Below are 25,691 nucleotides of genomic sequence, written 5' to 3'. Positions count from 1 at the left end.
ACACTACCTAGGTTGTAATGAATTGACTGTATTCTTAACACTTGAAGAAAAAGGAAGATAGTAGCCATGATCATACCCGCCTTTCATTATGAGATAGAAATTTCATTATGTCGCGAACTATTAACCGCTTTCACTATATTTTAAAACATCTTTTATGTATAATTGAAATTATCTATATATAAAACAATAATTGCCTAAATATGCAACAGGAGGTCTGAAATGAAAACAAAAGTACTTCTTATCGCACCTTACAAGGGGCTTGCAGAGCTTATTCAATCTATGCAACAGCAATTAAGTGATTTTACCATAAAAAGCCACATTGCTGATTTAGATCAAAGTAAATCATTGCTCGATGATTACGCAAAAGCAGGTGAAGACTTCGACGTTATTATTAGTAGAGGAGGAACTGCCAACCTTCTCAGAAAAAATACAAACATACCTGTCATTGATATTAGTATCTCAGGCTATGACATCTTACGAATCTTAACATTATTAAAAAGCTACAATGTAAAAATCGGAATGGTCGGCTTTGAAAACGTCATTCATAGCTTTAAAGCTGTATCCTCCGTTATCCAAATTGACGTAGAATATCGTGTCGTTCAGAAAGAAGCTGACGTGATGGACACGCTAAAGGAGCTACAAAAACTCGGAATATACATTATCGTAGGTGACGCAGTAACAATCAGGCTCGCAACTTCGCTAGGGTTGCAAGGCGTTCTGATTACTTCAGGGAAAGAATCTGTTGAAGAAGCCTTCCAAAAGGCAAGAACATTAAAATCGGAAATCAAAAAACACTCTTCACAAGCCGAGGTATATCATCATTTACTGAATCAACTAACTAACCCTGTGGCTCTTATTAAGCTAAATGGACAGCTACATTTCGCAAACACAGCATTGAAAAGGCAGCTCGACTCACACATAAAAAAGCTCAACTTTTTCACCATTTATCATCCATCCTCCATTGTTTTTGAGGATGATTTTCAAGGTGTTCCCGTCCACTTCTTCATTGAGGACAATCAATTTAAACCGCCTTATCTTATGAACATTGGGAGAGTGAGCGATTCAGATTTAACACCCTACCATTATGTTGAACTTAGCCGTTACCATTCTAATGGCGATGCTGAAGTGGACATTATTTTCTCTGATCCGAATATGGAGAGTGTCCCACAGCTCATTTCAATCGACCCTATGTATACGACAGCACTGGAAGAGATCATAAACCGCGGTACACGTTCTCCCTTCACGATTTTAGGTGAGCGTGGTACAGGCAAACGAATGTTTCTCAAAATCCTTTTAGATAAAGCGGCCGAATCCTTTGAAACCATTACAGAAATTCGGTTTCACCAACCCCAAACGAGTACGTTTAATCGCGTAATCAAATTACTTAAAACCTTTCAAGAGAGAAATATTGTTCATTTCTGCAACATAGAAAAACTGTCGAAAAACCAGCAAAAAAGATTGTCCGAAGCGATAGCCGGTGCCTCTTTCCAAACAGTCTTTTCTTTCGTTGGTGATCGCGATTTATTAGAAAAAGAACAATCAGGCTTAGATACACAGCTTGCAGAACAAGTACGAAATCAACTCTTTTACTTTCTACCTTTAAGAAAACGAACGGAAAGGTTAGCTCACTTTGTTCGTACATTTATTCTGTACTTTAATGAGCAATATGGGAAACAAGTAATTGGTGTTGATGATAAAGCGATGGAGCGATTAGAGAACCATCCTTGGTATGAAAACATGGTTGAACTTAGACTAGCTATCAAACAATTAGTCAAACAAACAAACGACGTCTACATTCATGATGTAGAGCACACCCTAAAAACGATTCAGAAAGAACGCGCATATGGCAATCAATCGTTTTTCCCCGTTAATATACATCAACCGATGGAGAAAATTGAAAAGGATATCATCTCGGAAGTATATCTCCAAGAAAACAATAATCAATCCAAAGCAGCTAAGAGATTAGGACTTAATCGGTCAACATTATGGAGAAAAATGAACAGTTAATACAGAAAATCATGAAGCAAGGCCACTGAAAAAGTGTGATTTTCACTTTTTCAGTGGCCTGTAAGTAATGCGCGTAGCCGTTGCCCGATTTTGAAAGCCTTGCTATGAGTGGGGTTCTCATAGCAAAGCGCGCAACGAGCGGAGCCATTACTCTCCTTTGAGTTACTAGAAAGAACTTTTTCAGCGGCCTCCTCGTAACCTAAATTCACCCTCATCGACGGAACCTCATTCCGTTATTTCCTTCATAAAGCTCTTTTTCTCTGTCCTTTCGGAACCTCATTCCGCTATTTGACCTTCCACGTTACGTTTGTCTCTTCTTTTGAGCTATTAACGGAATGACGTTCCACTTTTTACACATAAACGCTGCCATTCCCTTAATTAACGGAATGACGTTCCGTTCCGCGAACGCAAAAGCCCGCCCCCTCATCATTTGATACAGAAGATCGTACGTAATAAGTCTTTCATACGAATGATAATTGTTTTATTTTGCAACATTTTAGTTAATAAAATAATTTAATTAAATTATTTTTATTTTTTTGTTGAAATGATCGTAGTAGCTATTTTATAGTATGAATAACTTGAAAGCGCTTAACTGACTAGGAGGTGAAAAGATGAAAGCACTAATTATAGCTGATGATTTCACTGGAGCCAATGACGCAGGTGTTCAATTTGCCAAAAAACAGTTAACGACATCTGTACTGATGCATGAAAACGTGAGCTTATCCAAGCATATTGAAGTATTAGTGACCGACACAGATAGTCGTTCATCACAAAGGCATGTAGCTTATCAGAAAGTACAATCAGCTTTAAAACTAGCAAAACAATACGAGTTTGATACGATTTATAAAAAAATCGATTCAACCATGAGAGGAAATGTTGGTTCAGAGCTTGATGCTCTTTTAGATAATAGCGATGCAAAATTCATCATTATTGCCCCATCATATCCAGATAATCATCGTTTTGTAAAAAATGGGCATATTTTCGTTGAAGATACACCTCTCGAAGAAACCTATTTTGCCAGAGATGTGAGTACGCCTATTCATAGCTCTTCTATTAAAGCGTTAATCGAACATTCATCTAATCGTTTAGCTGATATGATCACGCTTGAAGACTTATATCTAGATAAAGAAGCTTTTCATAAAAAGCTAGCATTATTACGAGAGAACGGTGTCGAGTTCATGATTTGTGATGCAGAAACCAATGCCCATCTAAAAACATTGTTTCAGTACATGAATCATTACGCCGAACCATTTATATGGTGTGGTTCAGCTGGTATGGCAGAACAGCTAGCAGATCATTTAGCGACTGAAAAGGTAAGCGACTTAGCGAAGGAAGGACGCCGTGACGAACGGATTTTATTGGCAGTTGGTAGCGTTCATGAAAGGACTAGAGATCAACTGGAACACCTTTTAGCCCATTCCAATATAAAGGGGATTGAACTTAACACAACAAGTCTTCTCCACTCAAAAGAACTGAAACAACAGACGCTCCACCAAGCATATAAAGAAGCGATTCGCCTATTGCAGGAGCATGCGAACATCGTCCTATACACATCAGCAGCACCAGAAGATATTCAATCCTCCCGTGAGATCGGGAAGAAACGTAACCTTTCATCCGTACAAGTGAGTGATTATATTTCAAGCTCTATCGGCGAGCTCGTCCGTATGATCATCGAAGACATTTCAATAGAACGAGCATTATTTACAGGTGGTGATACAGCAAAAAAAGTGGCGGAGCATATCGAATCAAACCAATTCCACCTATTAGATGAAGTAGAGGAAGGTATACCAATCGGAATATTAACGGGAAAGTACAACATATTAACAGTGACAAAAGCAGGAGGATTTGGAAAGATAGATTCCTTGCTTAGATCCTATTACGTTTTAGGAGGTGCATAAATGAATATCCATGGCATCATACCGGCAATGATTACACCATTAGACAAAGAACAACGATTACATCGAACTGCAACGATTTCACTTACACGCTACTTACTGCAACAATCGATTCACGGCTTATTCATTCTAGGAACCAATGGAGAGTTCCATATGCTTTCTGAAGAAGAGAAAATAGCGTTCACTGAAATGGTTTCTCATGAGGCTAATAGTAAAGTCCCATTAATCGTCGGAGCTGGAGGCAATAGTACAGAAGAAGTGATTCGACTTAGCCACAAATTAGAACAAGCTGGCGCCGATGTTCTTTCTGTTATTACACCTTACTTTATTCAGCCTTCTCAGAAAGAATTGATTGATCATTATAAAACGATTGCAGCAAACACAACATTACCGATTCTAATCTATAACATCCCCTCCAAAACAGGGGTATCCATAGAGCCTGAAGCTGTGAAGGAACTGGCTTCCATCGAAAATATTGTAGGGATTAAAGATAGTAGCGGTAACTTTGAAAACATTAACCAATACATTCAAATGACAAATGACCAAGACTTTGTCGTCTTAGCCGGAACGGATTCATTAATTCTGCAAACTCTTCAAGCAGGTGGTACAGGTGCTGTAGCTGCAACAGCCAATATCATTCCTGAACAGATTGCTTCTATTTATAAGCATTGGAAATCAGGCAATATAGAGGCAGCGGAACGAGCACAAGAAAGTGTCAATCCACTACGAGATTTGTTTAAGCTAGGTACCATTCCTTCTGTTGTGAAAAAGGCAGTTGAAGTAAACGGATATGAAGCAGGTCCTCCGAAATCACCTGTTGCTGCAGCTGATTCAACCATTGCACAGAAGCTATCAAACGTCTTACGCGAGCTAAAGTCAGAAAGGAACGAATAACGAAGGAGGAAGATGAGTATGACTTATCAATTTATTACAGCAGATATGATTGTTTCAGGGCAACGCTCTATTTATTCAGTAAAAGAGAAGGTTGCTTCCTTTACACCGTCATTAACGTCCGTATTAATCGTGACACAGGATACGATCAAAAATCTAGGGTTTATTGATATTCTTCAAGAACAGTTAGCTTCACCCGAAACAACCATTGAAGTGAATACGAACATCTTACCTGAGCCGACTCTTGAAAATATTGAAGCTGTTTATCATGATGTTTCTGCAAAAGCTTACGACCTTATAATCGGAATCGGTGGTGGAAGTGTATTAGACGCCACAAAGATTCTCTCTGTTTTAATGACAAATAACCAATCGATCTCAGACATGCTCGGAACAGATCTTGTCAAAGAGCCAGGTATTCCAACCGTACTCATTCCAACCACCTCTGGTACAGGATCGGAAGTGACACCTAATGCGATTGTCACTCTTCCAGAAGAAGAATTAAAGGTTGGTATTGTCAGTAGGCACTTATTACCGAGTTTAGTCATTTTGGATCCTGAACTAACGTTAGGGTTGCCTAAGCCTATTACAGCTGCAACTGGTATGGATGCCTTTACACATTCACTAGAATCATTCATTTCAAACAAAGCCAATCCTTTTAGCGATATGTTTGCACTTGAGTCGATTCGCCTTATTTCTTCAAGCATTGTGGAAGCGTATGAGAACGGTTCATCTGTTCAAGCAAGAGAAAACATGTTAGTCGGCTCCATGTATGGAGGAATGGCATTAACTGCCGCAGGAACAGCCGCGGTACACGCACTAGCTTATCCACTAGGGGGGAAATATCACATTCCGCATGGAGAAGCTAATTCAATGCTACTCCCCCACGTCATGAATGTTAATATGGATGCGATAATTGATCGTCTATATTTAGTCGCTGAACCGATGGGCATCTCGATTACGAATAAGAGCAAGGAAACCATCGCCAAAGAAGTGATTACAGTGATTGAGGAATGGACAGCTACATTAAACATCCCTCAAAACCTATCAGACTATGGAGTGAAAGAAGAAGACCTTAAAGAGCTTGCCGTCTCCGCTTCTAAAGTAACAAGGTTATTAAACAATAACCCCAAGGAGCTTTCATTAGAAGATATGGAGAATATCTACAGGAAATTACTACCTTAAAATGGAGGTGATTACATGAAACCGATCATCGCAATTACAATGGGGGATTGCGCTGGTGTTGGGCCAGAAATTATATGCAAAGCTTTAAATAATCAAACCATCTATGACGTATGTCGCCCATTTGTTATCGGCGATAAAAAAATACTTGAACGAGAAATGAAGCAGTTAAATGGTACTCAAGCCATCCATACGATTCAAGATGTCAATGAGGCCACTTTCTCTTTTGGTACGATTGATTGCCTAGACTTAGACCTCCTTCCAAGTGATTTACCTTATGGAGAAGTATCCGCAGTCGCCGGAGATGCTGCTTTTCAATTTTTACAAAAAGCGATCGACTTGGCCAAAAAGAAGCACATCCAAGGAATTTCGACCGCACCTCTAAATAAAGAAGCGTTACACAAGGGCGGTCACATCTACCCTGGTCACACTGAAATATTAGCTGAACTGACCGAAACGAAAAATTATTCGATGATGTTAAGCTCACCAAATTTAAAGGTCATTCATTTAACGACACATGTCGGCTTAATCGAGGCGATTCGTTCTATTACACCAGAACGAACCTATCAAGTCATTATGCTTGCTGAGCAAGTGTTACGTTCAGCAGGCTACGCTCAGCCACGAATCGCTGTTTGCGGGATTAACCCACATGCTGGGGAAAATGGTCTATTCGGCAACGGTGAAGAGGAAGAGAAACTTATCCCAGGTATTGACCGTGCCTCAAGGGAAGGGATCGACGTAACCGGTCCTTACCCCGCCGATACCTTATTCTACCGAGCCGCAAAAGGCGATTTCGACATCGTTATCGCTTGCTACCACGACCAAGGGCACGTTCCAATTAAGGTATTAGGATTAGAAGAAGGCGTGAATATTACCGTAGGGTTAAAAAGTGGCGTCATTCGGACTTCTGTTGATCATGGAACAGCATTTGATATAGCCGGCAAACAGATAGCAGATGAGCGAAGTATGATATCCGCCTTATTATCAGCAGCCGAAATGGCTCCGAAGGAAAATCTGAACTAAGAGGTTGTGATGTCATGTTAGCAAATAAAACCGTGATTATTACTGGCGCCAGTAGAGGAATTGGCAAGGAAATCGCCCTAACCTTCGCTTCACATGGTGCCAACCTTGTCCTAAACGGTACAAATAAAGACCTATTAGAAGACGTAGAGAGAGAAGCATTACAACATACAGCATCCTGCATTTCAATAGCAGGAGACGTATCCAACCCCAAAACCGCTAAGTTAATCGTGGAAGAGGCAATCCATCGATATTCACACATCGATGTCCTCGTTAATAATGCTGGAGTGAATGCTCGATCTAGCACGTTAGACATGGACATAGAAGAGTGGCAGAGAACAATCGACATTAATTTAAACGGAAATTTGTATTTTTCAAAGGCCGTGCTCCCTCACATGATCGATAGAGGCGCAGGCAAAATCATTAACATCAGCTCATCTACAGCGAAATCTGGCCATAGAAATGCTTCCCCATCATACGGCGCTTCAAAAGCAGCTGTTGATTATTTGACGAAGCACCTTGCCTTAGAAATGGCCCCATATAACATTACTGTTAATGGGCTTTCACCAGGTCCAATTGAAACCGATATGGTTGGTCAATGGACAAGCGACTACCGAGATAAAGTACTAGCAAATGTCCCTCTCAAACGATTAGGGAAAGCTAGTGATGTTGCCGGAGCTGCTCTATTTCTCGCATCAGATTTATCAAGCTTTATAACAGGTGAAACGATCAATATTAACGGTGGTACGTATATTAACTAAACTATGACGATAAGGAGGAAGAAGAATGCTCAGTCACCTTATTAAAGAGGAGTACAATCTCCCAACATTATTTCCTCACAATCATGCATCCAATTTGATGGTATTAGAAAACAATGACTTGTTATGTGCATGGTTTGGAGGGTCAAGAGAAGGAAAGGCGGATATTTCAGTCATGGTGTCGCGCTTTTCACAACAAGAGAAAGAATGGAGTAAGCCGATTGTCGTATCCGATGATCCAACGCGCTCTGAACAAAACCCAATTCTATTCAGGAACCCTAACGGTGAGCTTTGGTTAATCTATACTGCTCAATATGCTGTCCATCAAGACTCCTCTGTTGTTCGTTATTCGACATCTACCGATGATGGCCAAACATGGAGCAGCATAAAATCGTTATTTGATACAAGTGGTACGTTCGTCAGGCACCCTCCGATCATTTCAGAGAGCGGTGAAATAATCCTTCCTGCTTATTATTGCCTTAAATCGACGGATGGGTTCTTGAATAATGATTTCAGTGTTGTGATGATTTCAAAGGATTCTGGTGCAACATGGACCGAACACAAAATTGAAGGTAGTGTTGGACTCGTTCACTTATCTATCGTCCCTACCGAAGGACAGCGACTTGTTGGACTATTCCGCAGTCGAAAAGCCGATGCAATTTACCGAACGGTTTCGGAAGATTTCGGTCGTAGCTGGAGTCGACCAGCACCGATTCACTTGCCAAATAATAATGCGTCTATCCAAGCTGTGAAATTAACGAGCGGACGACTGGCTCTCGTTTTCAACAACATCAATGCCGCGCAGAGTCCACCAGAAGAAAACCGTCCTCCTTGGTTTGACCCAAGTGACATGGACAAGGTTGGTGTTTCTGCTACTAAGCAATCAGAGGCGATTTGGGGAGTGATCCGTAACCCATTATCTATTGCTATTTCTCAAGACGACGGGCAAACTTGGGGGCCTGTGCATTCGATTGTAGATAGTAAAGAGTTAGAGCACAAGCCTGAATTCTCCTACCCTTCGATCAAGCAAGACCACAACGGAGACATTCATGTGACATTCACTTATTTACGTCAATACATTAAGCATGTTGTTCTATCTGAAGAAGATCTAATTTAATTAAACCATTTGGAGGGGATTTACAATGAAAAAAGGGTTAAATGTCAAACATATAATGTTAGCTGTCACTTTCGTTCTCGTTTCTATGATCATCGTCGCTTGTGGTGATAATTCAAATGAAAGCGCTACAAATGATAACTCAGATGGTCAAGACACAGATACTACTGCATCTGGTGAAACGGTTGAATTAGTCGCTGCCACAATCAATCCACAGGATGCTCTATTAGCACAAACATTGATTGCATTTTCTGAAGAGATTGAGGAGCAAAGCAATGGAGAAATTACCTTCACCGTTCATACTGGCGGTACAGTTGGAAATGCATCTAGCCTTTACCAATCTGTCATAACAGGTGATATCGACATGATCTATTCAGATACGGGTTGGTTTGCTGAACAGAACCCCGTCTTCGATATATTAAGTACGAATTACCTTTTCGAAGATCAAGAGCATTATGAATCAATTGTCAACACTCCAGGAAGTCTTGCCTACTTTGAAGACTTACTAGTTGAAAATCCTGGACTAAAGACTGTCATGTATGCAGGCGGCCTAGAACGAAACATTATTAGCACGTTCCCAATCGAATCGGCGGCTGACTTAGAAGGTCGTGCCATGCGAAGTGGCGGAGGAACAGCAGAAATGACTTGGTGGAGAAACCTAGGTGCTAACCCGACAACCATTGATTTTAATGAAGTATATTCTGCCCTTCAAACAGGTGTAGCAGAAGGTTCTCAGAATAGCCTCGATGCCATGATTGAGCAACGTTTCGGTGAAGTAGGTGATTACGTAGCTAGAACACAACACAACTTAACATTAGGGTTTATCGTCATGAACAATGATCGATACGAATCATTAAGTGAAGAACATAAAGAAGCGATACAGCGGGCTGCAGAAATTGTTCAACCTGAGTATATCGCTAAAGCCTTTGAACAAGCAGATGAAGATGCACTCACATTAGAGGAGGAATTCGGAGTCACGTTCACAGATCCAGATCGTGAAGAGTTGATCGAAATCTCTAGAATTCAAATGAATGACTTGGCCGAAGAATTCGGTGTTGTCGACGTCATTAATGATATTTTCAATTAAGTAATAGGAGGCTGGGATAGAAGTGTTTAGTGGGACTCGGCAGTGGTAGCCACGAAAGCCACTGAAAAAGGATCAATCAACGTTTTCGGTGCTCGCAGCGAGTACGACCATGTATGCATGAGTATCCTCTTCCACTACAACACGTTATTCCAGCCTACACCATTATTCTCTCTTTCAAGGAGGTGTGGAGGTCATGAAGAAACTGAGCTCTATCATTACGAAAGCAGCAGGCGCGATCAGCATTGTTATGCTTATTACCTTAACACTATCTCTTTTTACCGGTGTACTTGCTAGGTATGTCTTTTCTTATTCTATACCTGAAATTGAAGTAGTAAGAAAGTTTTCTATTATGTGGCTTGTGTTTATGGGATCGGCCTTAGCAGTCAAAGAAAAACTACATTTAGAAATCGATATTCTCTCGGATTATATGAGTGAAAATAAAATAAGAATTAAAAACATCATCGTCTACGTTTTAACTTTAATCGGAATTGTTATCTTAATCCTTGTCGGTATAGCTGCATTCAGATCAGGCTTGATGCGAACAGAGCTAGTATCTATTCGCTTCTTATCATCGCCTCCATCGTTAATCTATTACTATTCAGCCTTTTTAGTAGGCTCCATTTTCATGCTGTATTTTCACCTTGCCAACCTCAAAGACCTATTTAAGAGAAAAGAGGTGAAAAAGAAATGATTCTTTTGATGATTATTTTAATATTCTTTATTTGCTTGTTATTAGGGGTTCCTGTCGCTTTTAGTATTATCATTGCTGCATCGATTCCTATTATCTTTGAGCCATTAATTAGCTTCACACAAATTAGCTCAGTCATGATTGAATCATTCTCAAGCTTCACACTACTGGCCATTCCACTGTTCATTTTTTGTGGTGCCTTAATGAATCTAACTAAAGTAACAGATGATTTAATTTATATTTCAAAAGCATTAGTCGGGAAATTCAAAGGCAGTTTAGCTCATATGAACATCGTAACGAGTATTTTCTTCGGGGCTATTTCTGGTTCTTCTGTAGCTGACGTGGCGTCACTTGGCCGAATTCTAATTCCTGCGATGATCAAGGCAGGCTACAGTAGAGAATTTGCTGCGACGGTCACAGCCGCTTCTTCTACAATTGGATCGATTATCCCACCAAGTATCTTATTAATTGTTTACGGAGCCTTAGCCCAAACATCTGTCGCCGCCCTTTTTATCGCAGGAATCATTCCTGGTATCTTAATTGGACTCACACAAATGGTCTATGCTTACATCTACGCTTCCAAAAATGATATCGGTTCAATTGATAATAAGGAGCTCGGTCTAACAGAGGATGAGCAACTTTCTAAAGTCGTTGCTCTTAGAAAAAGCGTGTTCCCTTTAAGTCTATTTCTCATTGTCATTGTTGGTATTATGTCTGGTGTTTTCACTGCAACAGAAGCAGCAAGTATTGCTGTTGTCTATGTATTTATCGTCGCTTTCTTTTTCAGAAAGGAACGTAATTTCGGTGAATATATGAAGGTCACATGGAAAGCCGTCATTGATTCTGCAACAATTTACATCCTTATTGCAGCTGCAGCCTTGCTCTCGTGGGTCCTCACCTATTACCAAGCCATGCAGCCATTAATTAACTTTCTATTAGAGAATAACTTTAATCCGCTTCTTTTCTTATTATTATTGACCGTACTATATGTTTTCTTAGGAACGTTCATGGAACCAAATTCAGCTATGCTCATTTTCGTTCCTTTGTTACTACCTGTCATGCAAGGACTTCAAATCGACCAGTCGTTGCAGGCATTGTAACCGTTATGGCCATCCGCTTAGGAACTGTAACCCCTCCGTATGGGCTATCTAGTTTACTAGCAGCAAAAGTGGCCGAAACGAATGTGCTGAAAATGATGAGACATATTTTAATGTTTGTGTTTATCTACCTTTTTGCCATTCTACTCATCATTTTCATTCCTGAAATCGTTACATTCTTACCGAATTTATTAATGGACTAACAAACAGAGGCCACTGAAAAAGTGAAAATACTTTCTCAGCGGCCTTCCATTATGCTCCTTTTATTTATAGATTGCTTTTGGCGCATCTGATTACTCTATGAATGAAGGATCCTTTTGTATTTCATAAAGGCACTTCTTACATAACTCCGTGTATCAAGAGAGCACTGAAAAAGTTCTTTCTAGTAACTCAAAGAAGAGTAATGGCTCCGCTCGTTGCGCGCCTTGCTATGAAAAAACCTCTCATATCAAAACTTTCTAAATCGGGCAACGGCTACGCACATTACTTAAAAGCCATTGAGAAAGTGCGATTTTCACTTTTTCATTGGCCTCTGCATCAATGGGCTCTCAACCGCTCCAACACCTTCGCTACCCCGTCCTCCGCATGGTGACTAGCCATATATGTAGCGACTTTCTTTGCTTCTGATATCCCATTCTCCATCGCATAAGACAAATCGAACATACTAAGCATCTCAATATCATTATAATCATCACCGAAAACGATCACTTCTGATGACGAGATACCCTCTTCTGTAATCACCTTCATGATGGCATCTCCCTTGTTAATTCCTTTTGGGATCACTTCAAGCAGCATTCCATTCTGTGTATAGGTGAAATCAAAGACATGGCGAAAGGTCTCCTGAAGCTCTTGGAGATCGCCCTTACGAGAGGTGGGTAATAACAATTTATAGCAATCGATTCCAGTGAGATCACCTATGATAGGGTAGGCTCCCTCTGTTAGGAATAAACCTTCCTTATATTTATCAGGGACGTCCATTGTTGCGAACGTTCCTTGCTTACTTTCAATAACAACAACTTGATGCGGGTGACTTTCTTGACATCGTAACAAAAATGACTTCACCGAATCTCGATCTAAAATGGTATCGACCTCCTTTTGTTTCCTTTGATCAACGATTTTTCCACCATTGTAATAAATCATAATGGGAAAGCGATGAAAAATAGGATCAATTGGCGCAACTAGCAAGGGGGTCGTGATGTTGCTACAGCTAGTAGGCAATGCTGCTCTAATAATTGGTTTAAAATCCGCTTTGTTCTTGGCGATAACTGCTTATATTGATTTAACAGTGTACCGTCTAAGTCGAACACAGCAAGCTTAATCATTTGTGACATCTTTAACGACCTTCCATTTTGGTTTTGGTACTGATTGGAGCGTTAATGTTTTGCGAGCATAGCTTTCTAGAAGTGCTGGCATAGTTACATCGACCTTATATACAGGCTTCCTTTTGGCAAAGAAGGGATGGTATTTTGTCGCACGCTGAACGAGAAAGGCCGTCACAGCAACCGTATAATTGTTCATAGGTGATAGCTTCAAGGTCACACGCTCTCCTACTGGCTTGGAAACATCAATCTCATAATCAGCTCCTCCAGCAATCGCAAATTGGTAATAGAGGGGATGAGGAGTACGCCATGATTGAGCGATTTCAAGTGTTGGATCATACATACTCGCACTAATCTCTAATAGATGCTTGATCTCCTCTCTACTTAACGAATAATAATAGAGTCGATCAGGATATGGGTACAGCTCAAATAATGTCTTTCGATCAATTACACGTGAAGGAATAGCTAGCTCCTGTGCAGACAATGAGAAGATCGTTACATCACCACCCGCTTCATGGCAAATGGCCTCATGAACCCAGCGTGATACGCACGTTTCTTCCATTTGTAAACGTGATAGCTTTTGCTCTTGGTAATGGTGCATAAAAAACGGGTGATTGAACCAGTCACTCACTTCGTCCTTTTCCTTTTTTTGAGTATAATGGATGTCATTTAATTCAGCACGATAGCCTGATTTTATATACTGACTCCCTCGCTTCACAAAATCAAAGGTAACACAGCCAACCTTCTCCCCACATTTCCCTGCTTGAATCACAATTGGCCCATCACCTTGATTATCATTGATGAGCTGATGTTGATGACCTGTAATCAACAAATCGATCTCATTCAACTGACTGAGCTGTTCCCCTACATTCCGTTCTCCTACTTGATCGTCCAGCCCACCGTGATAGCTAACAATAATCAGGTCAGGTTGAATCGATGCTTTTAGATGATCTAGCAATCGCTGAACGACGATCCATTCGTCTGCTATCAGCCAGCCCTCTTTTTCAAACAACGGATCTTCCCAAAATACTCTAAGTGTAATTCCAATGACAGCAACCTTCAATCCATGAATTTCCTTTATTATGTAAGGACGTATCCCATCTATCTTTCCTTCTTCTTTCATGATATTAGCACATACAAATGGGACAGTAGACTCCTTGTTAATCGACGCAAAAAAGGTCTTGCCATAGTCGAAATCATGATTACCTGGAACAAAACTATCATACTCTAACTCTTTCATATACAAATGAAAAGGGTGATTCTCTTTCGCATTCAGCGCATAATAATGTAGCCTTGAACTCCCTTGTAGCGTATCACCGTTATCAATGATCACCCACCCGTCACATTCTTCTGCATCCTTCATTCTCTTAAACTCCGATCTTAGCTCATCAACTGAAACGCTACCATCAAACAAGCCATGTGTATCAGAGGTACATAAGACACCGACCTTTACTACATGATCTACTCTCATAGCCAAAGCTCCGATTTACTCGTAGACAACGCCGTGGCCCCTGACGTAAACAAACGCTCGATATCCTCTTTTGTTTCGATGAGTCCACTAGCTATAACTGGAATATCAAATTGCTTCGATAGATTCTCAATCGATCGGTACACAATCCCAGGTGCAACATTAATCCCATCAGGATCAACGCCTTCAATCACTTTAATCCCTTGCTTTAATCCATAGCTATCTAATAAAAAGATCGTGAATATGCCAAATATCCCCTGACCCTTTGCTTCCCTAATCACATGAGCCTTATTTGATACGATCCCTTTGACATTGGGGCAAAGCTTCAACAAATGAGCAACCGCTTCTTTCTCTTGCGAAAAACCTTTAATCATATCAAAATATATAAATAAATCGATGGCTTCCTTCTCACAATAGGAAGCAAATTCCTCGACATTTTTCAAACTAGATCGTACGAGAAAAATGGTGGTGACAGCTGTACCCTTCAGCTTGTGTAGCTCTTCATAGGATCGAACAGATGCAATAACCTTATTGTGTTCTAGATATGTTCTTAGTTTCATATGTATCACCCTTTTCTTGTAATCCACCAAATACACTGATCGTAAATAACGTAAAGAAGAAGAGTAGGATGGTAAAAGCAACCTCAATGGAAATTCGATCAAAAAAGAAGCCGAATAACCATGAAGAAAAAGAGCCACCTAAAAAACCACAAGCAAATAAATAGCCCATCATCCTACTTGCATCCTCTCCAAAATAACGAACGGCAATCGACGTCATCGCTGGAAAAATAACAGCCACTGTCATAGCAAAAAGAAAGAAAAAGATAATCCCCCACGTCCCCATTCCTAAAAACGCACATACAATCATGACTAATGAAAGAACCGCACTCCATCGAATGAGTCGATGACCACCGATCCGTTCAATCATGCCTGCACCAAACAACCTCGTAAATGTGTATAGCGCGAAGATAATGGAGAAAAGGATGGATGCCGTTTGAACAGGAAGCTGATACGCCTCTCTGAAAATGGCCACTAACCAAACCGTAAAGACAATTTCAGAGCCCATATAAAAGAAAAATAACAAAGCAAACCCAGTAGCCCCGATCCCCTTCCATTCGCGCTGTACCCCATTTCGCTTAGAATGACTCATTTTCTGCTCAATCGGCCAACCTGTCAGCCAAACAGAAAAGACTAACAGAAAAGCCATCCCCGCAAAGCTGATTAATACCCATTGCCATTCATAATGGCTGCCATTAAAAAACAGCAGGAAAAAATACGGAGACGTCATCGTTCCGATTCCAAAGAAAAAATGGACGATGCTTAGCATCTTGCCTGATTTCAATGGATAGAGCGCTGGTGTTAGTACGTTCGCTAATAAACTGCCGAATCCATTGGAAAAACCGATAATAAATAATAGACTATACCAAGCTGGTGGCTCCTTTAGAAGTAGCGCCAACAATAAGCAGGCTGAAGCAAACACAAGTAAACTACTAAGATAGAGAAACCGAACCGTTACAAAACGAAGAATCGCTCCTCCTAACGCATTGGACAACACGAGAGCAAAGAAGCTCATTGAAAACAAGGCACCGACTTCAGATGCTGACAAGGAAAGAGCATCCTGCAAAAAGGCAGGCAGGAGCCCTTTCATGACCTCAATCGAGCTTGTCATCGCCATTAACAGCCATGTGTTGACCGTTAAAATCCTTTTTACCAACCTAACAGCCTTTCTACTTCAGAAGCAGCATCCTCTAATGCTTCTTCAGCTGTCTTTTGCCCCGTAAAAGCTGCTTCAAATTCTGATAACATCACAGAATTAACTCTTGGTCCGTGATCCTCTGGCCAATTAAACCATGGCACAATATCGTCTGCCTGCTCATATGACACCTTGGCTTGGGAAAATTCCGCAAGAAATTCACCAAGCAAGCCATCCTCTTCCAGCACCGATTCTCTAACAGCCATGTAACCTAATTTTTCGGCGATGATTGACGTTCCTTCCTCAGAAGTGACATAGTTCACAAATTCCCAAGCAGCCGCTTCCTTCTCCTCATCTGATTCCATCACGAAAATGTTCGCTCCACCAGCAGGAATCTTACGTTCTGTCCCACTTAATCCTTCTGGCAATAGCATAATGTCTAATTCAAACGGAACATTGCCTTTCAATCGACCAATTTGTCCATTAGTCGCAACCATCATCGATAAATTCCCTTGCTGAAACTCCTGCTGTGCCTGGTCACCATTCATGTACGGATAAGACTCATCCTGAAAAACCATCTCTGTCCAAAACTCTAATACATCTAGCCCTTTCTCCTGATGAAACTGAACCTGTTGTTGGTCAACATCGGCAAGTCGACCACCATTAGAATCTAGCATCATCTGAAACATCCACGTATCAAAATCCATTTGAAAGAAAATCCCGTACCGATCATCGACCTCAGATAACTGAGCTGCCCAATCGCGTACCTCCTGCCAGCTATCTGGTTGTGCTTTAAAGTCAATTCCTGCTTCATCAAAATGATCTTTATTCACATAAATAATCGGTGTACTAACCGCAAATGGCATTGAATGCAAATCCCCGTCATTAGTTCTCGCAAGATCGAGCATTTGCTCCGAAAAATCCGTCAAATCAAAACCCTGCTCATCAATAAACGTTTGTGCTGGGACAATCGGCATAAACGTTTGCATATAGTCATTAAAGGCAAAGCCACTAATCGTCACTTCTGGTAGCTGATCTGATAGTGAGAGTACTTGCAAACGCTCAATAACCCCATCATACCAGCCTTGTGCTTGCTCATCCTTAACAACAACCTCATCTTGTGATTCATTGAAATTCGCAACCAACTCTTTAATGACTTCACCTTGATCTCCACCAAACACGTGTAGAAACGTAATTTCAATCGCATCTCCCCCGTTTTCCGTCGAACTCACTTGACCACTATTATCGTTTTGCGATCCTTCTTGGGACTGAGCTGTCTCCTCTCCTCCACAAGCTGTTAACCATACTAGTAATAATAAACTCCCTACTAAGATTAGTGATTTCTTCATCGTCAATTCCTCCTTATTTAATTCCACTTTGAATAAATCCTTCTGTAAAATAGCGCTGACCTATCATATAAAGAATGAGAACAGGAATAATCGTTAACGTTGCAGCAGCCATTGTGGGGACCCACTCAATGAAAGATTCACTCCTAAACTGAATAATGGCTACTGGTAATGTCAATTTGCTTTCATCCATGAGAATAATAAGCGGCCAGTAATAGTCATTCCAATTGTTCACAAATAAAATAAGGAACAAGCCGACAACAATGGAGACGGACGAACGAATATAAATGTGATAGAGCGTTTTGACATGCCCAGCCCCATCAACGACTGCCGCTTCTACTAAATCCTTTGGAATTTGCATAAAGAATTGCCTTAGAACAAAGATCGCGTAGCCGCTTGCCAAATGTGGTACAATCACCCCCTTAAATGAGTTCACCCACTCAAGCTCATTGACAACGAGAAAGGTTGGCAGCATAATCGCTTGCGGTGGGACCATCATCGTACAAAGGACAAAATAAAATAGTAGCTGACTCCCTTTAAATTGATAATTCGAAAACGCATACGCTGCAAATACGCCGATGATGACTTGTCCAGTTGTTAAAAGTATTGCTACAAAGACACTATTTCCTAACCATAAAAAGAAAGGAGTCGTATGTAAGACATGAGCATACCCTTCTAAGCTAAAGACTGACGGGATAAAAAAAGCAAATCGTTGAAATGCTGAGCTCGTCGCTGAAATGGAAATACTAAACATCCATAAAAATGGAACGAGAACAAGAAACGCAGACATAATCAGTATGATATGTAGCATCCATTTATGGTGTGGTAACTGCTTCATAAATAACACCCTTTCCAATCTTTACTGGTAATGAACATATTTAACTAGTAGCTTTAATTGAATAACTGTAAGGATGAGAATAACAGCAAATAAGATCGTCGCTGCAGCACTTGCTGTCCCAGTGTTAAAGAACCGAAAGGCTTCCTGCCATATGTAGAACACGACAACATTTGTTGAATGATTCGGCCCACCCATCGTTATGATTTGCACGAGAGCAAACACTTGAAACGAATAGATCATCGTCATGACCGTCACAAACAGATGGACAGGTGATAGCAACGGAAGCGTTAAACGCCAAAACTGATACCACGGTGTTGCACCATCTACAGCCGCTGCTTCATAAAGGCTTTGATCAAGCTGCTTTAACCCTGAGATGTATAGCACGACATTGTATCCAAAGGATTGCCAAATCCCAATCACCATAATGGATAAGAGCGCGGTATTTGGATTGGCTAACCAGTTGACTCCATTGACCCCAATCATTTGTAAGAACTGATTCAACAGACCTGATTGTGGACTGTAAATTAACGAGAAGGAAAGCGATGCTGCCGCAACAGAGACGACAACCGGAATAAAGAAGAGAAACCGGTAAAAGGAACGAAACCTCCCTGCTTTCTCAATCAGCACGGCATACACTAAACCGAATAACACCGCAATCGGAACCGTCACAAACACATAGTAGAGTGTTTGAATAATCGACTTCCAAAAGACCCCATCACCAAACAAACCTTTATAATTATCCAATCCAACAAACGACATATCCCCATTCAATAAATTCCAATCAGAGAAGCTAATCGCAAATGAAAAGAAAAACGGAAACACAAAAAAGATTGCATATAATAAAAGAGCAGGAAACAAAAAATAATAAGGGACATATAACGACTTAAACTTTGACATCATCTTTCAGCAGCACCTCCGATAATGAGACATAAATCGTCTCCATTCGCACGAAAAACCCGTGACTCCTCATACGTATCCCCTTAAATAAAGGGATCATATGAAAAGCCACAGGTTATTCTCTCAGTTTTTAAACCTATCTTTTCTATTGAATTGTTACTTATACTTTAAACGGATAATGTTAAGGGCGTATTAATTTGGGGTTTGTTTTTTGTAAATGAGAGACTTATCGACGGAACCTCATTCCGCTATTTCCTTCATAAATGCTATTTTGATAGTCCTTCCGGAACCTCATTCCGCTATTTGGTCTTTTTCGCTTCATTTCTCTCTTCCTTATGAGTATTAGCGGAATGACGTTCACTTCGCATGCTATAAACGGCCTATTTCTCCCATTTAACGGATTGACGTTCCATTTGGCAGAAGATACAACTTCTTCAAATTCTAGATCCTCCAACGTACAAAGCGAGCGATAAAAAAAGTAGGTTATTCATAAGGAACAACCTACCTCACATTCATTTTGACGTGTTAACATCATCTTGAGGTACTTCAAAAAGTGATTTTCCGAGTCCGCTGAAAAAGTGCGATTTTCACTTTTCCATTGCTCTCGATTTCCCCCTTTTTAAATGCCCTAGAATGGTATTTCCTCAACATATGTTTCTACAAACAACACTTTTTATTTATACAATGGTCCAAAATTCTGGCATGCACGGAAATCAGCACTTGTTAAGTCTTCTGTACCAAAGGCACTCCATGCACTTGGTCGGAAAATACGATCATCGCTCACATTATGCATAGATACAGGAATTCGTAGCATGGATGCAGCAGTCAACAACTCACCACCGATATGACCATAACTGACGGCCCCGTGATTAGACCCCCAATTATTCATAACAGAGTATACATCTGCGAAAGCCCCTTTTCCCGTTAGAGTAGGAACAAACCAAGTCGTCGGCCATGTTGGATCAGTCCTCTCATCTAACACGTGATGAACATCCTCAGGTAGCTCAACGGTATATCCTTCAGCTAATTGCAGAACAGGGCCTAAGCCTTGTATAATATTAATTCTCGCCATCGTAACAGGCATGTCTCCTCTTGTCGTGAAATCTGTCGAAAAGCCCCCACCTCTGAAGAAATCAACAGCTTGGCACCATTCTGTTGCACGTAAGCATTTCTCAACCTCTTCTTCACTAATATCCCAAAACGGCTTCATAGCAGGCTTACCATCTACTTCTTGTTGTCCTGTCCCATCCAAAGCTGCTGGTCCAGAGTTAATAAGATGAATAATCCCATTAGACGCTCTACCAGTTAGAGTATGATTTGTTACCCGTTGTACAGCTTCTGGACTCCAATACGTACGAACATCAGCGAATATTTGCGCAGCGTTTGTTATGAGATGACCAAGTAGCATCGTCGCCCCATTCAACGTATCATTTTCTGTTGCCACGATGTACGGCTCTCGTATACCATTCCAATCAAATGATGAAGAAAGAATCGCTTCACTAACATCACCATTAGGCATAAAATCAGTCCATGCCCGTTGACCTTGAAAGCCGGCAGCAATCGCATTATGGCCCTTCGCTTCTTCAAGGAATCCTTTTTGTGCAAGCTTTTCATTTCCAACCATGAGATCCCTTATAATGAGCGTCATCTTCACGACCGTTTCCCAATCATCTTCTTGCTGCTTATCCGAACGCTTTAGCTCGGGTGGATTGACATTTCTCCCAACTTTCAGATTTTCCTTTACCCATTTTAGCGCAAGTTCATATTCTTCTTCATCGTAAATGTTTAACTCTAACCGTCTCATACATTCACTCATATCAACATACTCATTTCTCATACCTAAATAATGCTGGAAGAAGCTTTCATCAGCAATACAACCCGCGATCCCCATAGATACTGTTCCAATAGATAAGTAAGATTTGCCACGAATAATGCTTACAGCTAGTGCTGATTTCGTAAATTGAATAAGCTTCTCTTGTACATCCAATGGAATGGACGTATCATCCATTTCTTGAACATCACGACCATAAATATTGAATACAGGTAACCCTTTCTGATTATGTGCAGCCGTTGCAGCAGCTAAATAGACCGCCCCTGGTCTTTCCGTCCCATTAAATCCCCAAATCGCCTTAATCGTATGAATATCTTGATCGATGGTTTCTGTTGGGTAGCACCATGAAGGCGTTACAGTAATCGTAATACCAACCCCTTCCCTCCTAAACTTCTCCGACGTTTGTGCTGCTTCTAACACTCCACCAATTGTTGTATCTGCAATCACACATTCAACAGGAGCACCATTAGGGTAATGCAATTGCTCCTGAAGAAATGTCAATACGGACTGGGCCATCCCCATAGTGACATCCTCTAATGATTCACGAATCCCACCTTGCCGACCATCGATAACTGGCCGTATCCCAATCTTCGGGAAATCTCCAACCCATCTTTTTTCATTTATATTCATAGCAAATCCCCCATTTCCAAATGTACAATTCGTTCACCCATTCAATAAATTATTAGGTTTCTTATTTTGAAAGACATCCACAATAGCCTGTGCTGTTAACAGTCCGACAAAATGATACGTTTCATAAGTCTCAGCAGCAGTATGTGGTGTCGTGATAATATTCTTGAGCTGAAACAACGGATTCGTAGACTTAGTCGGCTCTTTTTCATACACATCAATAGCAGCAGCTTGCAAATGGTCAGAATGTAGCGCTTCGTACAAAGCTTGTTCATCGACAAGTCCTCCACGTGATGTATTAATAAAGAAGGCCCCCTCTTTCATTTGCCTGAACCTCTCCTTGTTCATAAAGTGATGCGTCTCATCCATATGAGGAAGATGCATACTAACGATGTCGCACTTCTTTAAAATCTCTTCATAGGACAAAAAGGTCACGTTATATTTACCCGCTATTTCCTCATTAGGAAATTTATCATATGCATACATTTCGACATCAAACCCTTGTAGTTTCTTCGCTACATTTTGAGCGATATTACCAAATCCTAAGAGCCCGACCTTTTTCCCTTTGAGCTCAACACCTACAAAGCGGTCCCAATTCCCCTGCTGAGTCGTATGATGCAAATGAACCGTATTTCGTAAGCTATTTAAGATAAGATTAATCGTTAATTCTGCCACGGCATTCGAATTTAATCGAGGAGCGTTCGTTACGTGAATGCCATATTCCTTCGCCTTCTCTAAATCAATGTTGTCTACCCTACCCCAAACCTTGATATAACCTTTAGATGAGGGGCCAATTGAAACACCGCTTCATTCCAACTATCTACTCCTGCTACGACTCCATCAATATCTGATATGACCTCTCTCAACTCTTCGAATGTCATCGGCCGATCATGTGGATTTTCAATAACGTCTATTTGATTCTGTTCTAGCAAGGCTTTAGCCTCTTTGCATAACGTTGAATAGTTCGTTGCCGTTACTAGTACTTTCTTTCTTCCTTCCATCTCTAACCCCTCGCTTCTCTAAGGTAAAAACACATTAATTTGTGGTAAATACGTCACAATAAATAGAGCTAATATCATTAATAGGAACATTGGAACGATGGCTTTACTTATTTCCCAGACAGATAACCTCGATATTCCTATCCCAACAAATAAGGAACCACCTATAGGAGGTGTAATTAATGCAATTGCCAGATTAACGACAAGAATAATTCCAAAGTGAATTGGATCGACCCCAATCTCCAATGCTACTGGCAACAGAATCGGTGTTAAAATAATAATTGATGCAATTACATCCATAAATGTCCCCACTAATATCAAAAAGACATTTATTAATAACAAAAGTAGGATCCGGTTATCAGTCATACTCGTTAATGTCGTCGCAACCATATCTGGTATTCGTTCAATTGATAGAAGTCTTCCAAAGAAAGTAGCTGTCCCCGTAATAATTAAAATAACCGACGTCGTCAGTGCAGCGTTACTGAACACACGGAATAAATCCTTAAAGGCTAATTCCTTATAGACAAATAACCCTATAATGAGCCATATACTGTGGCTACAACAGCAGCCTCTGTCGGGGTAAACACACCCCCATAAATTCCTCCTAAAATAATGACTGGCATCATTAATGCCCATGAAGCACTTAGAAATTCTTTCGCTATCTCACTAGCAGATAGCTTCAAATTATCCTTAGGATAATTGTTCACCTTCGCATAAAAGTAGCTATACAAGATTAATATAAGCCCCACTAACAAACCTGGAATAATGCCAGATAAGAACAAGCTTCCAATCGATGCAGACGCCGAGACACCATAGATAACCATCGGAATACTTGGAGGAATAATCACTCCAATTGTTCCAGCGGCAACAATAATAGCCGTAGCAAATTTCTTATCATAGCCTTGCTGAACCATTAAAGGAATCACCATCCCTCCAATAGCAGCAACTGTCGCCGGGCCAGAACCAGATATAGCGGCAAAGAAAATACACGTTACAACCGTCGCAATCGCTAAACCACCTGTAATATTACCGACGAAAATCTTAGCAAAACCAAATAGCCTTTTTGAAATACCGCCTTTTCCCATTACTTCACCAGCTAAAATATAAAACGGTATCGCCATTAAAGGGAACGAGTCCGCAGATGTCACAAGCCCTTGTACTAAATAAATAGGAGAGACTGCACCACTATAAAAAATAGTAACAAGACACGCCAGCCCTAAAGCAAATCCGATCGGCACTTTGAGTAACATAAAAAGAAGAAATGAACCGAATAATATCGCAGCAACCATATCCTCACCCCTACCACTACATTTCTTTTAATTCTTCTGTCAAAATCGAATCCCAGTTTCGAATGACATGGACTAAGTTCTGAATTAGCCTCAGTAATGTGATCGCCATTCCGATTGGTACTGAGAGATACACATAAATCATATTAATTCTCATCGCTGCACTCGTTTGACTAAAGTTCGTTAGTTGCTCTATCAAAAACACACTATAGTAAATGACATAAAGAGCAAATAATCCTACTAATACGTTCGATATGAGTAGCATTACTTTCTTCCATGCATCAGGGACAATATCATACACCACATCTAAACAAATATGTCTCGAACGCTTCACACCATAAGCAATCCCAATATAGATCAGCCATATGAAGCAATATCGTGCAAGCTCTTCTGACCAAGCAAGCGAATTATCAAAAATAAACCTCATCGTAATTTGCATCGTAATAGAGGTTAATGACACAGCAAGTAACGAAACCAAGATCCATTCTTCAAGATGTTCATTTATTTTCTTCAAAATGCTCATTTCCATTCCTCCTAGAGGATAGTGTCTTATTAAGACTTGAAGGAAGGACTTGAATACCTTCCTTCAAGCAAACTACATTATTCCAGTGAAGCTTCTAAGAATAAATCAACGACCTCTTCTCCAATATCGTCTTTAAATTCTTCATACACTTCTAATGTAATATCTTGCATCTGCTGAAGATCTTCCTGCGAAAACTCATACACTTCCATGCCCTGCTCCTCTAGTTCAGCCCTTGCATCAATCTCTTCCTGCTGAGCAAGCTCCCGATTATGTTCAATAGCATCTCTAACAGCCTCATCGAATACTTGCTGTAAATCTGAAGGTAGCTCCTCATAGAAAGATGAGTTCGTTATAATTACATTGGGAGCGTATACATGATTGGTTACGGTTAAATAATCCTGAACTTCAAAAAATTTATTCGCTACGATTAACCCAAATGGATTCTCTTGCCCATCTACTGTTCCTTGCTGTAACGCAGTATATAATTCACCAAAAGCCATCGGAGTTGGATTAGCACCTAATAGCTCCCATGCTCTAATATGCGTTTGGTTTTGCATCGTACGAATCGAAAGCCCTTGAAAATCCTCAATCGATTCAATTGGTTTTGTATCATTTGTCACATTACGGAAACCGTTTTCAAAGTATCCTAATCCTTTTAACCCAGCGCCATCTAAGCCATCTAATATCATTTGCCCGGGCTCTCCATCTAGAACATCATAGGCAATATCACGACTCGTAAACAAAAATGGCATATCAAGAATAGCGACCCCTTTATTAAAACCACCTAATGCAGCAGGCGAAGGAGATGCCAAATGTACTTCCCCCATTTGCATTGCCTCAATAATTTCCCTATCTTCCCCGAGCTCACCGGCTACGCTTAAATCAACTTGAAAGCGGCCATCAGAGTTTTCCTCCAGCTGTTCCTTTAAGAAATGAAACGTCCTTGTCAGTGAGTGCTCCGGCCCTACCGCTCCTCCAGCAATACGAATCGTATATTGCTCTTGCTCTGATCCTCCATCATCACCATTCGTCGAAGTTGAACCATCATTTCCACACGCCACTACAAACAACAGTAAGCTCGCCATTAAGATACTTAGAATTCCTTGTTTCATCATAAATTCCCCCTACCT

At 40.6% G+C, this 25,691-nt stretch carries 20 protein-coding genes and 3 pseudogenes; 10 read left to right on the top strand and 13 right to left on the bottom strand.

From position 1 onward, the window contains the following. Window positions 1-219 precede the first annotated feature (219 nt). From JCM9152_RS15005 to JCM9152_RS14960, 10 genes and pseudogenes are all read left to right on the top strand, one after another. A complete protein-coding gene (locus JCM9152_RS15005) occupies window positions 220-2,007 on the top strand; it encodes a sigma-54-dependent transcriptional regulator (RefSeq protein ID WP_035345911.1) in 1,788 nt (595 codons plus the stop codon). Window positions 2,008-2,618: 611 nt separating this feature from the next. Then, window positions 2,619-3,905 carry a four-carbon acid sugar kinase family protein gene (locus JCM9152_RS15000; RefSeq protein WP_035345909.1) on the top strand — a complete coding sequence of 429 codons (1,287 nt, stop codon included), beginning with the start codon at window positions 2,619-2,621 and terminating at the stop codon, window positions 3,903-3,905. After that, on the top strand, window positions 3,906-4,796 hold the full coding sequence (dapA, locus tag JCM9152_RS14995) for a 4-hydroxy-tetrahydrodipicolinate synthase (RefSeq protein WP_035345907.1): 891 nt from the start codon (window positions 3,906-3,908) through the stop codon (window positions 4,794-4,796). It begins immediately after the preceding gene. 12 nt (window positions 4,797-4,808) lie between these two features. Further along, window positions 4,809-5,975, top strand: coding sequence for an iron-containing alcohol dehydrogenase (locus JCM9152_RS14990; RefSeq protein WP_035345905.1), 1,167 nt, complete (start codon window positions 4,809-4,811; stop codon window positions 5,973-5,975). 15 nt (window positions 5,976-5,990) lie between these two features. After that, window positions 5,991-6,995: a 4-hydroxythreonine-4-phosphate dehydrogenase PdxA gene (pdxA, locus tag JCM9152_RS14985; RefSeq protein WP_035345903.1), complete on the top strand. Its 1,005-nt coding sequence runs from the start codon at window positions 5,991-5,993 to the stop codon at window positions 6,993-6,995. A gap of 14 nt (window positions 6,996-7,009) precedes the next feature. Then, the gene (locus JCM9152_RS14980) at window positions 7,010-7,753 is read left to right on the top strand and encodes an SDR family NAD(P)-dependent oxidoreductase (protein ID WP_035345901.1); all 744 of its coding nucleotides are present in this window, start codon (window positions 7,010-7,012) and stop codon (window positions 7,751-7,753) included. A gap of 25 nt (window positions 7,754-7,778) precedes the next feature. Further along, a complete protein-coding gene (locus tag JCM9152_RS14975; protein ID WP_035345899.1) occupies window positions 7,779-8,867 on the top strand; it encodes a sialidase family protein in 1,089 nt (362 codons plus the stop codon). Between the two features lie 25 nt (window positions 8,868-8,892). Further along, window positions 8,893-9,951, top strand: coding sequence for a TRAP transporter substrate-binding protein (locus tag JCM9152_RS14970; RefSeq protein WP_035345897.1), 1,059 nt, complete (start codon window positions 8,893-8,895; stop codon window positions 9,949-9,951). A gap of 193 nt (window positions 9,952-10,144) precedes the next feature. Next, complete coding sequence (locus JCM9152_RS14965) at window positions 10,145-10,642, top strand: TRAP transporter small permease (protein WP_035345896.1); 498 nt, start codon at window positions 10,145-10,147, stop codon at window positions 10,640-10,642. Continuing rightward, window positions 10,639-11,939, top strand: a pseudogene (locus JCM9152_RS14960) (TRAP transporter large permease). Before JCM9152_RS14965 ends, JCM9152_RS14960 begins: the two are co-directional and overlap by 4 nt. A gap of 334 nt (window positions 11,940-12,273) precedes the next feature. On the opposite strand, the gene JCM9152_RS14950 reads toward JCM9152_RS14960, so the two are convergent. The 13 genes and pseudogenes from JCM9152_RS14950 to JCM9152_RS14895 all read right to left on the bottom strand — a co-directional run bounded on the left by JCM9152_RS14950 (window position 12,274) and on the right by JCM9152_RS14895 (window position 25,673). Continuing rightward, on the bottom strand, window positions 12,274-12,921 hold the full coding sequence (locus tag JCM9152_RS14950) for an HAD-IIB family hydrolase (protein WP_035345889.1): 648 nt from the start codon (window positions 12,919-12,921) through the stop codon (window positions 12,274-12,276). Further along, window positions 12,915-13,058, bottom strand: coding sequence for an HAD family hydrolase (locus tag JCM9152_RS23760; RefSeq protein WP_162232049.1), 144 nt, complete (start codon window positions 13,056-13,058; stop codon window positions 12,915-12,917). The genes JCM9152_RS14950 and JCM9152_RS23760 overlap by 7 nt, the downstream gene beginning before the upstream one ends. Beyond that, entirely contained in the window at window positions 13,051-14,526 is a 1,476-nt protein-coding gene (locus JCM9152_RS14945; RefSeq protein WP_035345887.1) for a bifunctional metallophosphatase/5'-nucleotidase, read from the bottom strand. Before JCM9152_RS14945 ends, JCM9152_RS23760 begins: the two co-directional genes overlap by 8 nt. Then, window positions 14,523-15,083 carry a glycerol-3-phosphate responsive antiterminator gene (locus JCM9152_RS14940; RefSeq protein WP_035345885.1) on the bottom strand — a complete coding sequence of 187 codons (561 nt, stop codon included), beginning with the start codon at window positions 15,081-15,083 and terminating at the stop codon, window positions 14,523-14,525. The genes JCM9152_RS14945 and JCM9152_RS14940 overlap by 4 nt, the downstream gene beginning before the upstream one ends. Then, entirely contained in the window at window positions 15,052-16,236 is a 1,185-nt protein-coding gene (locus JCM9152_RS14935) for an MFS transporter (RefSeq protein ID WP_035345883.1), read from the bottom strand. The genes JCM9152_RS14940 and JCM9152_RS14935 overlap by 32 nt, the downstream gene beginning before the upstream one ends. Then, the gene (locus JCM9152_RS14930) at window positions 16,230-17,564 is read right to left on the bottom strand and encodes an ABC transporter substrate-binding protein (protein WP_052015996.1); all 1,335 of its coding nucleotides are present in this window, start codon (window positions 17,562-17,564) and stop codon (window positions 16,230-16,232) included. The genes JCM9152_RS14935 and JCM9152_RS14930 overlap by 7 nt, the downstream gene beginning before the upstream one ends. Window positions 17,565-17,577: 13 nt before the next feature. Then, window positions 17,578-18,399, bottom strand: a complete 822-nt coding sequence (locus JCM9152_RS14925) for a carbohydrate ABC transporter permease (RefSeq protein WP_035345880.1) — start codon at window positions 18,397-18,399, stop codon at window positions 17,578-17,580. A 21-nt stretch (window positions 18,400-18,420) separates the two neighbouring features. Further along, window positions 18,421-19,299 (bottom strand): carbohydrate ABC transporter permease, encoded by an 879-nt coding sequence (locus tag JCM9152_RS14920; RefSeq protein WP_201768795.1) that lies wholly within the window; start codon window positions 19,297-19,299, stop codon window positions 18,421-18,423. A gap of 670 nt (window positions 19,300-19,969) precedes the next feature. Next, window positions 19,970-21,757, bottom strand: a complete 1,788-nt coding sequence (locus JCM9152_RS14915) for an L-fucose isomerase (protein WP_052015994.1) — start codon at window positions 21,755-21,757, stop codon at window positions 19,970-19,972. Window positions 21,758-21,790: 33 nt separating this feature from the next. Continuing rightward, window positions 21,791-22,755: pseudogene (locus JCM9152_RS14910) on the bottom strand (phosphoglycerate dehydrogenase). 18 nt (window positions 22,756-22,773) lie between these two features. Further along, a pseudogene (locus tag JCM9152_RS14905) lies at window positions 22,774-24,002 on the bottom strand (TRAP transporter large permease). A 55-nt stretch (window positions 24,003-24,057) separates the two neighbouring features. Beyond that, on the bottom strand, window positions 24,058-24,561 hold the full coding sequence (locus JCM9152_RS14900) for a TRAP transporter small permease (RefSeq protein WP_035345878.1): 504 nt from the start codon (window positions 24,559-24,561) through the stop codon (window positions 24,058-24,060). A gap of 77 nt (window positions 24,562-24,638) precedes the next feature. Then, complete coding sequence (locus JCM9152_RS14895; RefSeq protein ID WP_035345876.1) at window positions 24,639-25,673, bottom strand: TRAP transporter substrate-binding protein; 1,035 nt, start codon at window positions 25,671-25,673, stop codon at window positions 24,639-24,641. Window positions 25,674-25,691: the final 18 nt, after the last annotated feature.

It is taken from the genome of Halalkalibacter hemicellulosilyticusJCM 9152 (assembly GCF_000513115.1).
Classification (GTDB): Bacteria; Bacillota; Bacilli; order Bacillales; family Bacillaceae_D; genus Halalkalibacter; species Halalkalibacter hemicellulosilyticus.
Note: the sequence above shows the minus strand (reverse complement) of the source record. Positions and strands in the feature narration are given on the sequence as shown.

Coding starts and splice junctions, on each gene's coding strand:
- JCM9152_RS14965 (WP_035345896.1), top strand. CDS start 10,145: ATGAAGAAACTGAGCTCTATCATTACGAAAGCAGCAGGCGCGATCAGC.
- JCM9152_RS15000 (WP_035345909.1), top strand. CDS start 2,619: ATGAAAGCACTAATTATAGCTGATGATTTCACTGGAGCCAATGACGCA.
- JCM9152_RS14915 (WP_052015994.1), bottom strand. CDS start 21,757: ATGAATATAAATGAAAAAAGATGGGTTGGAGATTTCCCGAAGATTGGG.
- JCM9152_RS14940 (WP_035345885.1), bottom strand. CDS start 15,083: ATGAAACTAAGAACATATCTAGAACACAATAAGGTTATTGCATCTGTT.
- JCM9152_RS23760 (WP_162232049.1), bottom strand. CDS start 13,058: ATGATTAAGCTTGCTGTGTTCGACTTAGACGGTACACTGTTAAATCAA.
- JCM9152_RS14930 (WP_052015996.1), bottom strand. CDS start 17,564: ATGAAGAAATCACTAATCTTAGTAGGGAGTTTATTATTACTAGTATGG.
- JCM9152_RS14990 (WP_035345905.1), top strand. CDS start 4,809: ATGAGTATGACTTATCAATTTATTACAGCAGATATGATTGTTTCAGGG.
- pdxA (WP_035345903.1), top strand. CDS start 5,991: ATGAAACCGATCATCGCAATTACAATGGGGGATTGCGCTGGTGTTGGG.
- JCM9152_RS14920 (WP_201768795.1), bottom strand. CDS start 19,299: ATGATGTCAAAGTTTAAGTCGTTATATGTCCCTTATTATTTTTTGTTT.
- JCM9152_RS14980 (WP_035345901.1), top strand. CDS start 7,010: ATGTTAGCAAATAAAACCGTGATTATTACTGGCGCCAGTAGAGGAATT.
- JCM9152_RS14970 (WP_035345897.1), top strand. CDS start 8,893: ATGAAAAAAGGGTTAAATGTCAAACATATAATGTTAGCTGTCACTTTC.
- JCM9152_RS14900 (WP_035345878.1), bottom strand. CDS start 24,561: ATGAGCATTTTGAAGAAAATAAATGAACATCTTGAAGAATGGATCTTG.
- JCM9152_RS14895 (WP_035345876.1), bottom strand. CDS start 25,673: ATGAAACAAGGAATTCTAAGTATCTTAATGGCGAGCTTACTGTTGTTT.
- JCM9152_RS14925 (WP_035345880.1), bottom strand. CDS start 18,399: ATGAAGCAGTTACCACACCATAAATGGATGCTACATATCATACTGATT.
- dapA (WP_035345907.1), top strand. CDS start 3,906: ATGAATATCCATGGCATCATACCGGCAATGATTACACCATTAGACAAA.
- JCM9152_RS14945 (WP_035345887.1), bottom strand. CDS start 14,526: ATGAGAGTAGATCATGTAGTAAAGGTCGGTGTCTTATGTACCTCTGAT.
- JCM9152_RS15005 (WP_035345911.1), top strand. CDS start 220: ATGAAAACAAAAGTACTTCTTATCGCACCTTACAAGGGGCTTGCAGAG.
- JCM9152_RS14975 (WP_035345899.1), top strand. CDS start 7,779: ATGCTCAGTCACCTTATTAAAGAGGAGTACAATCTCCCAACATTATTT.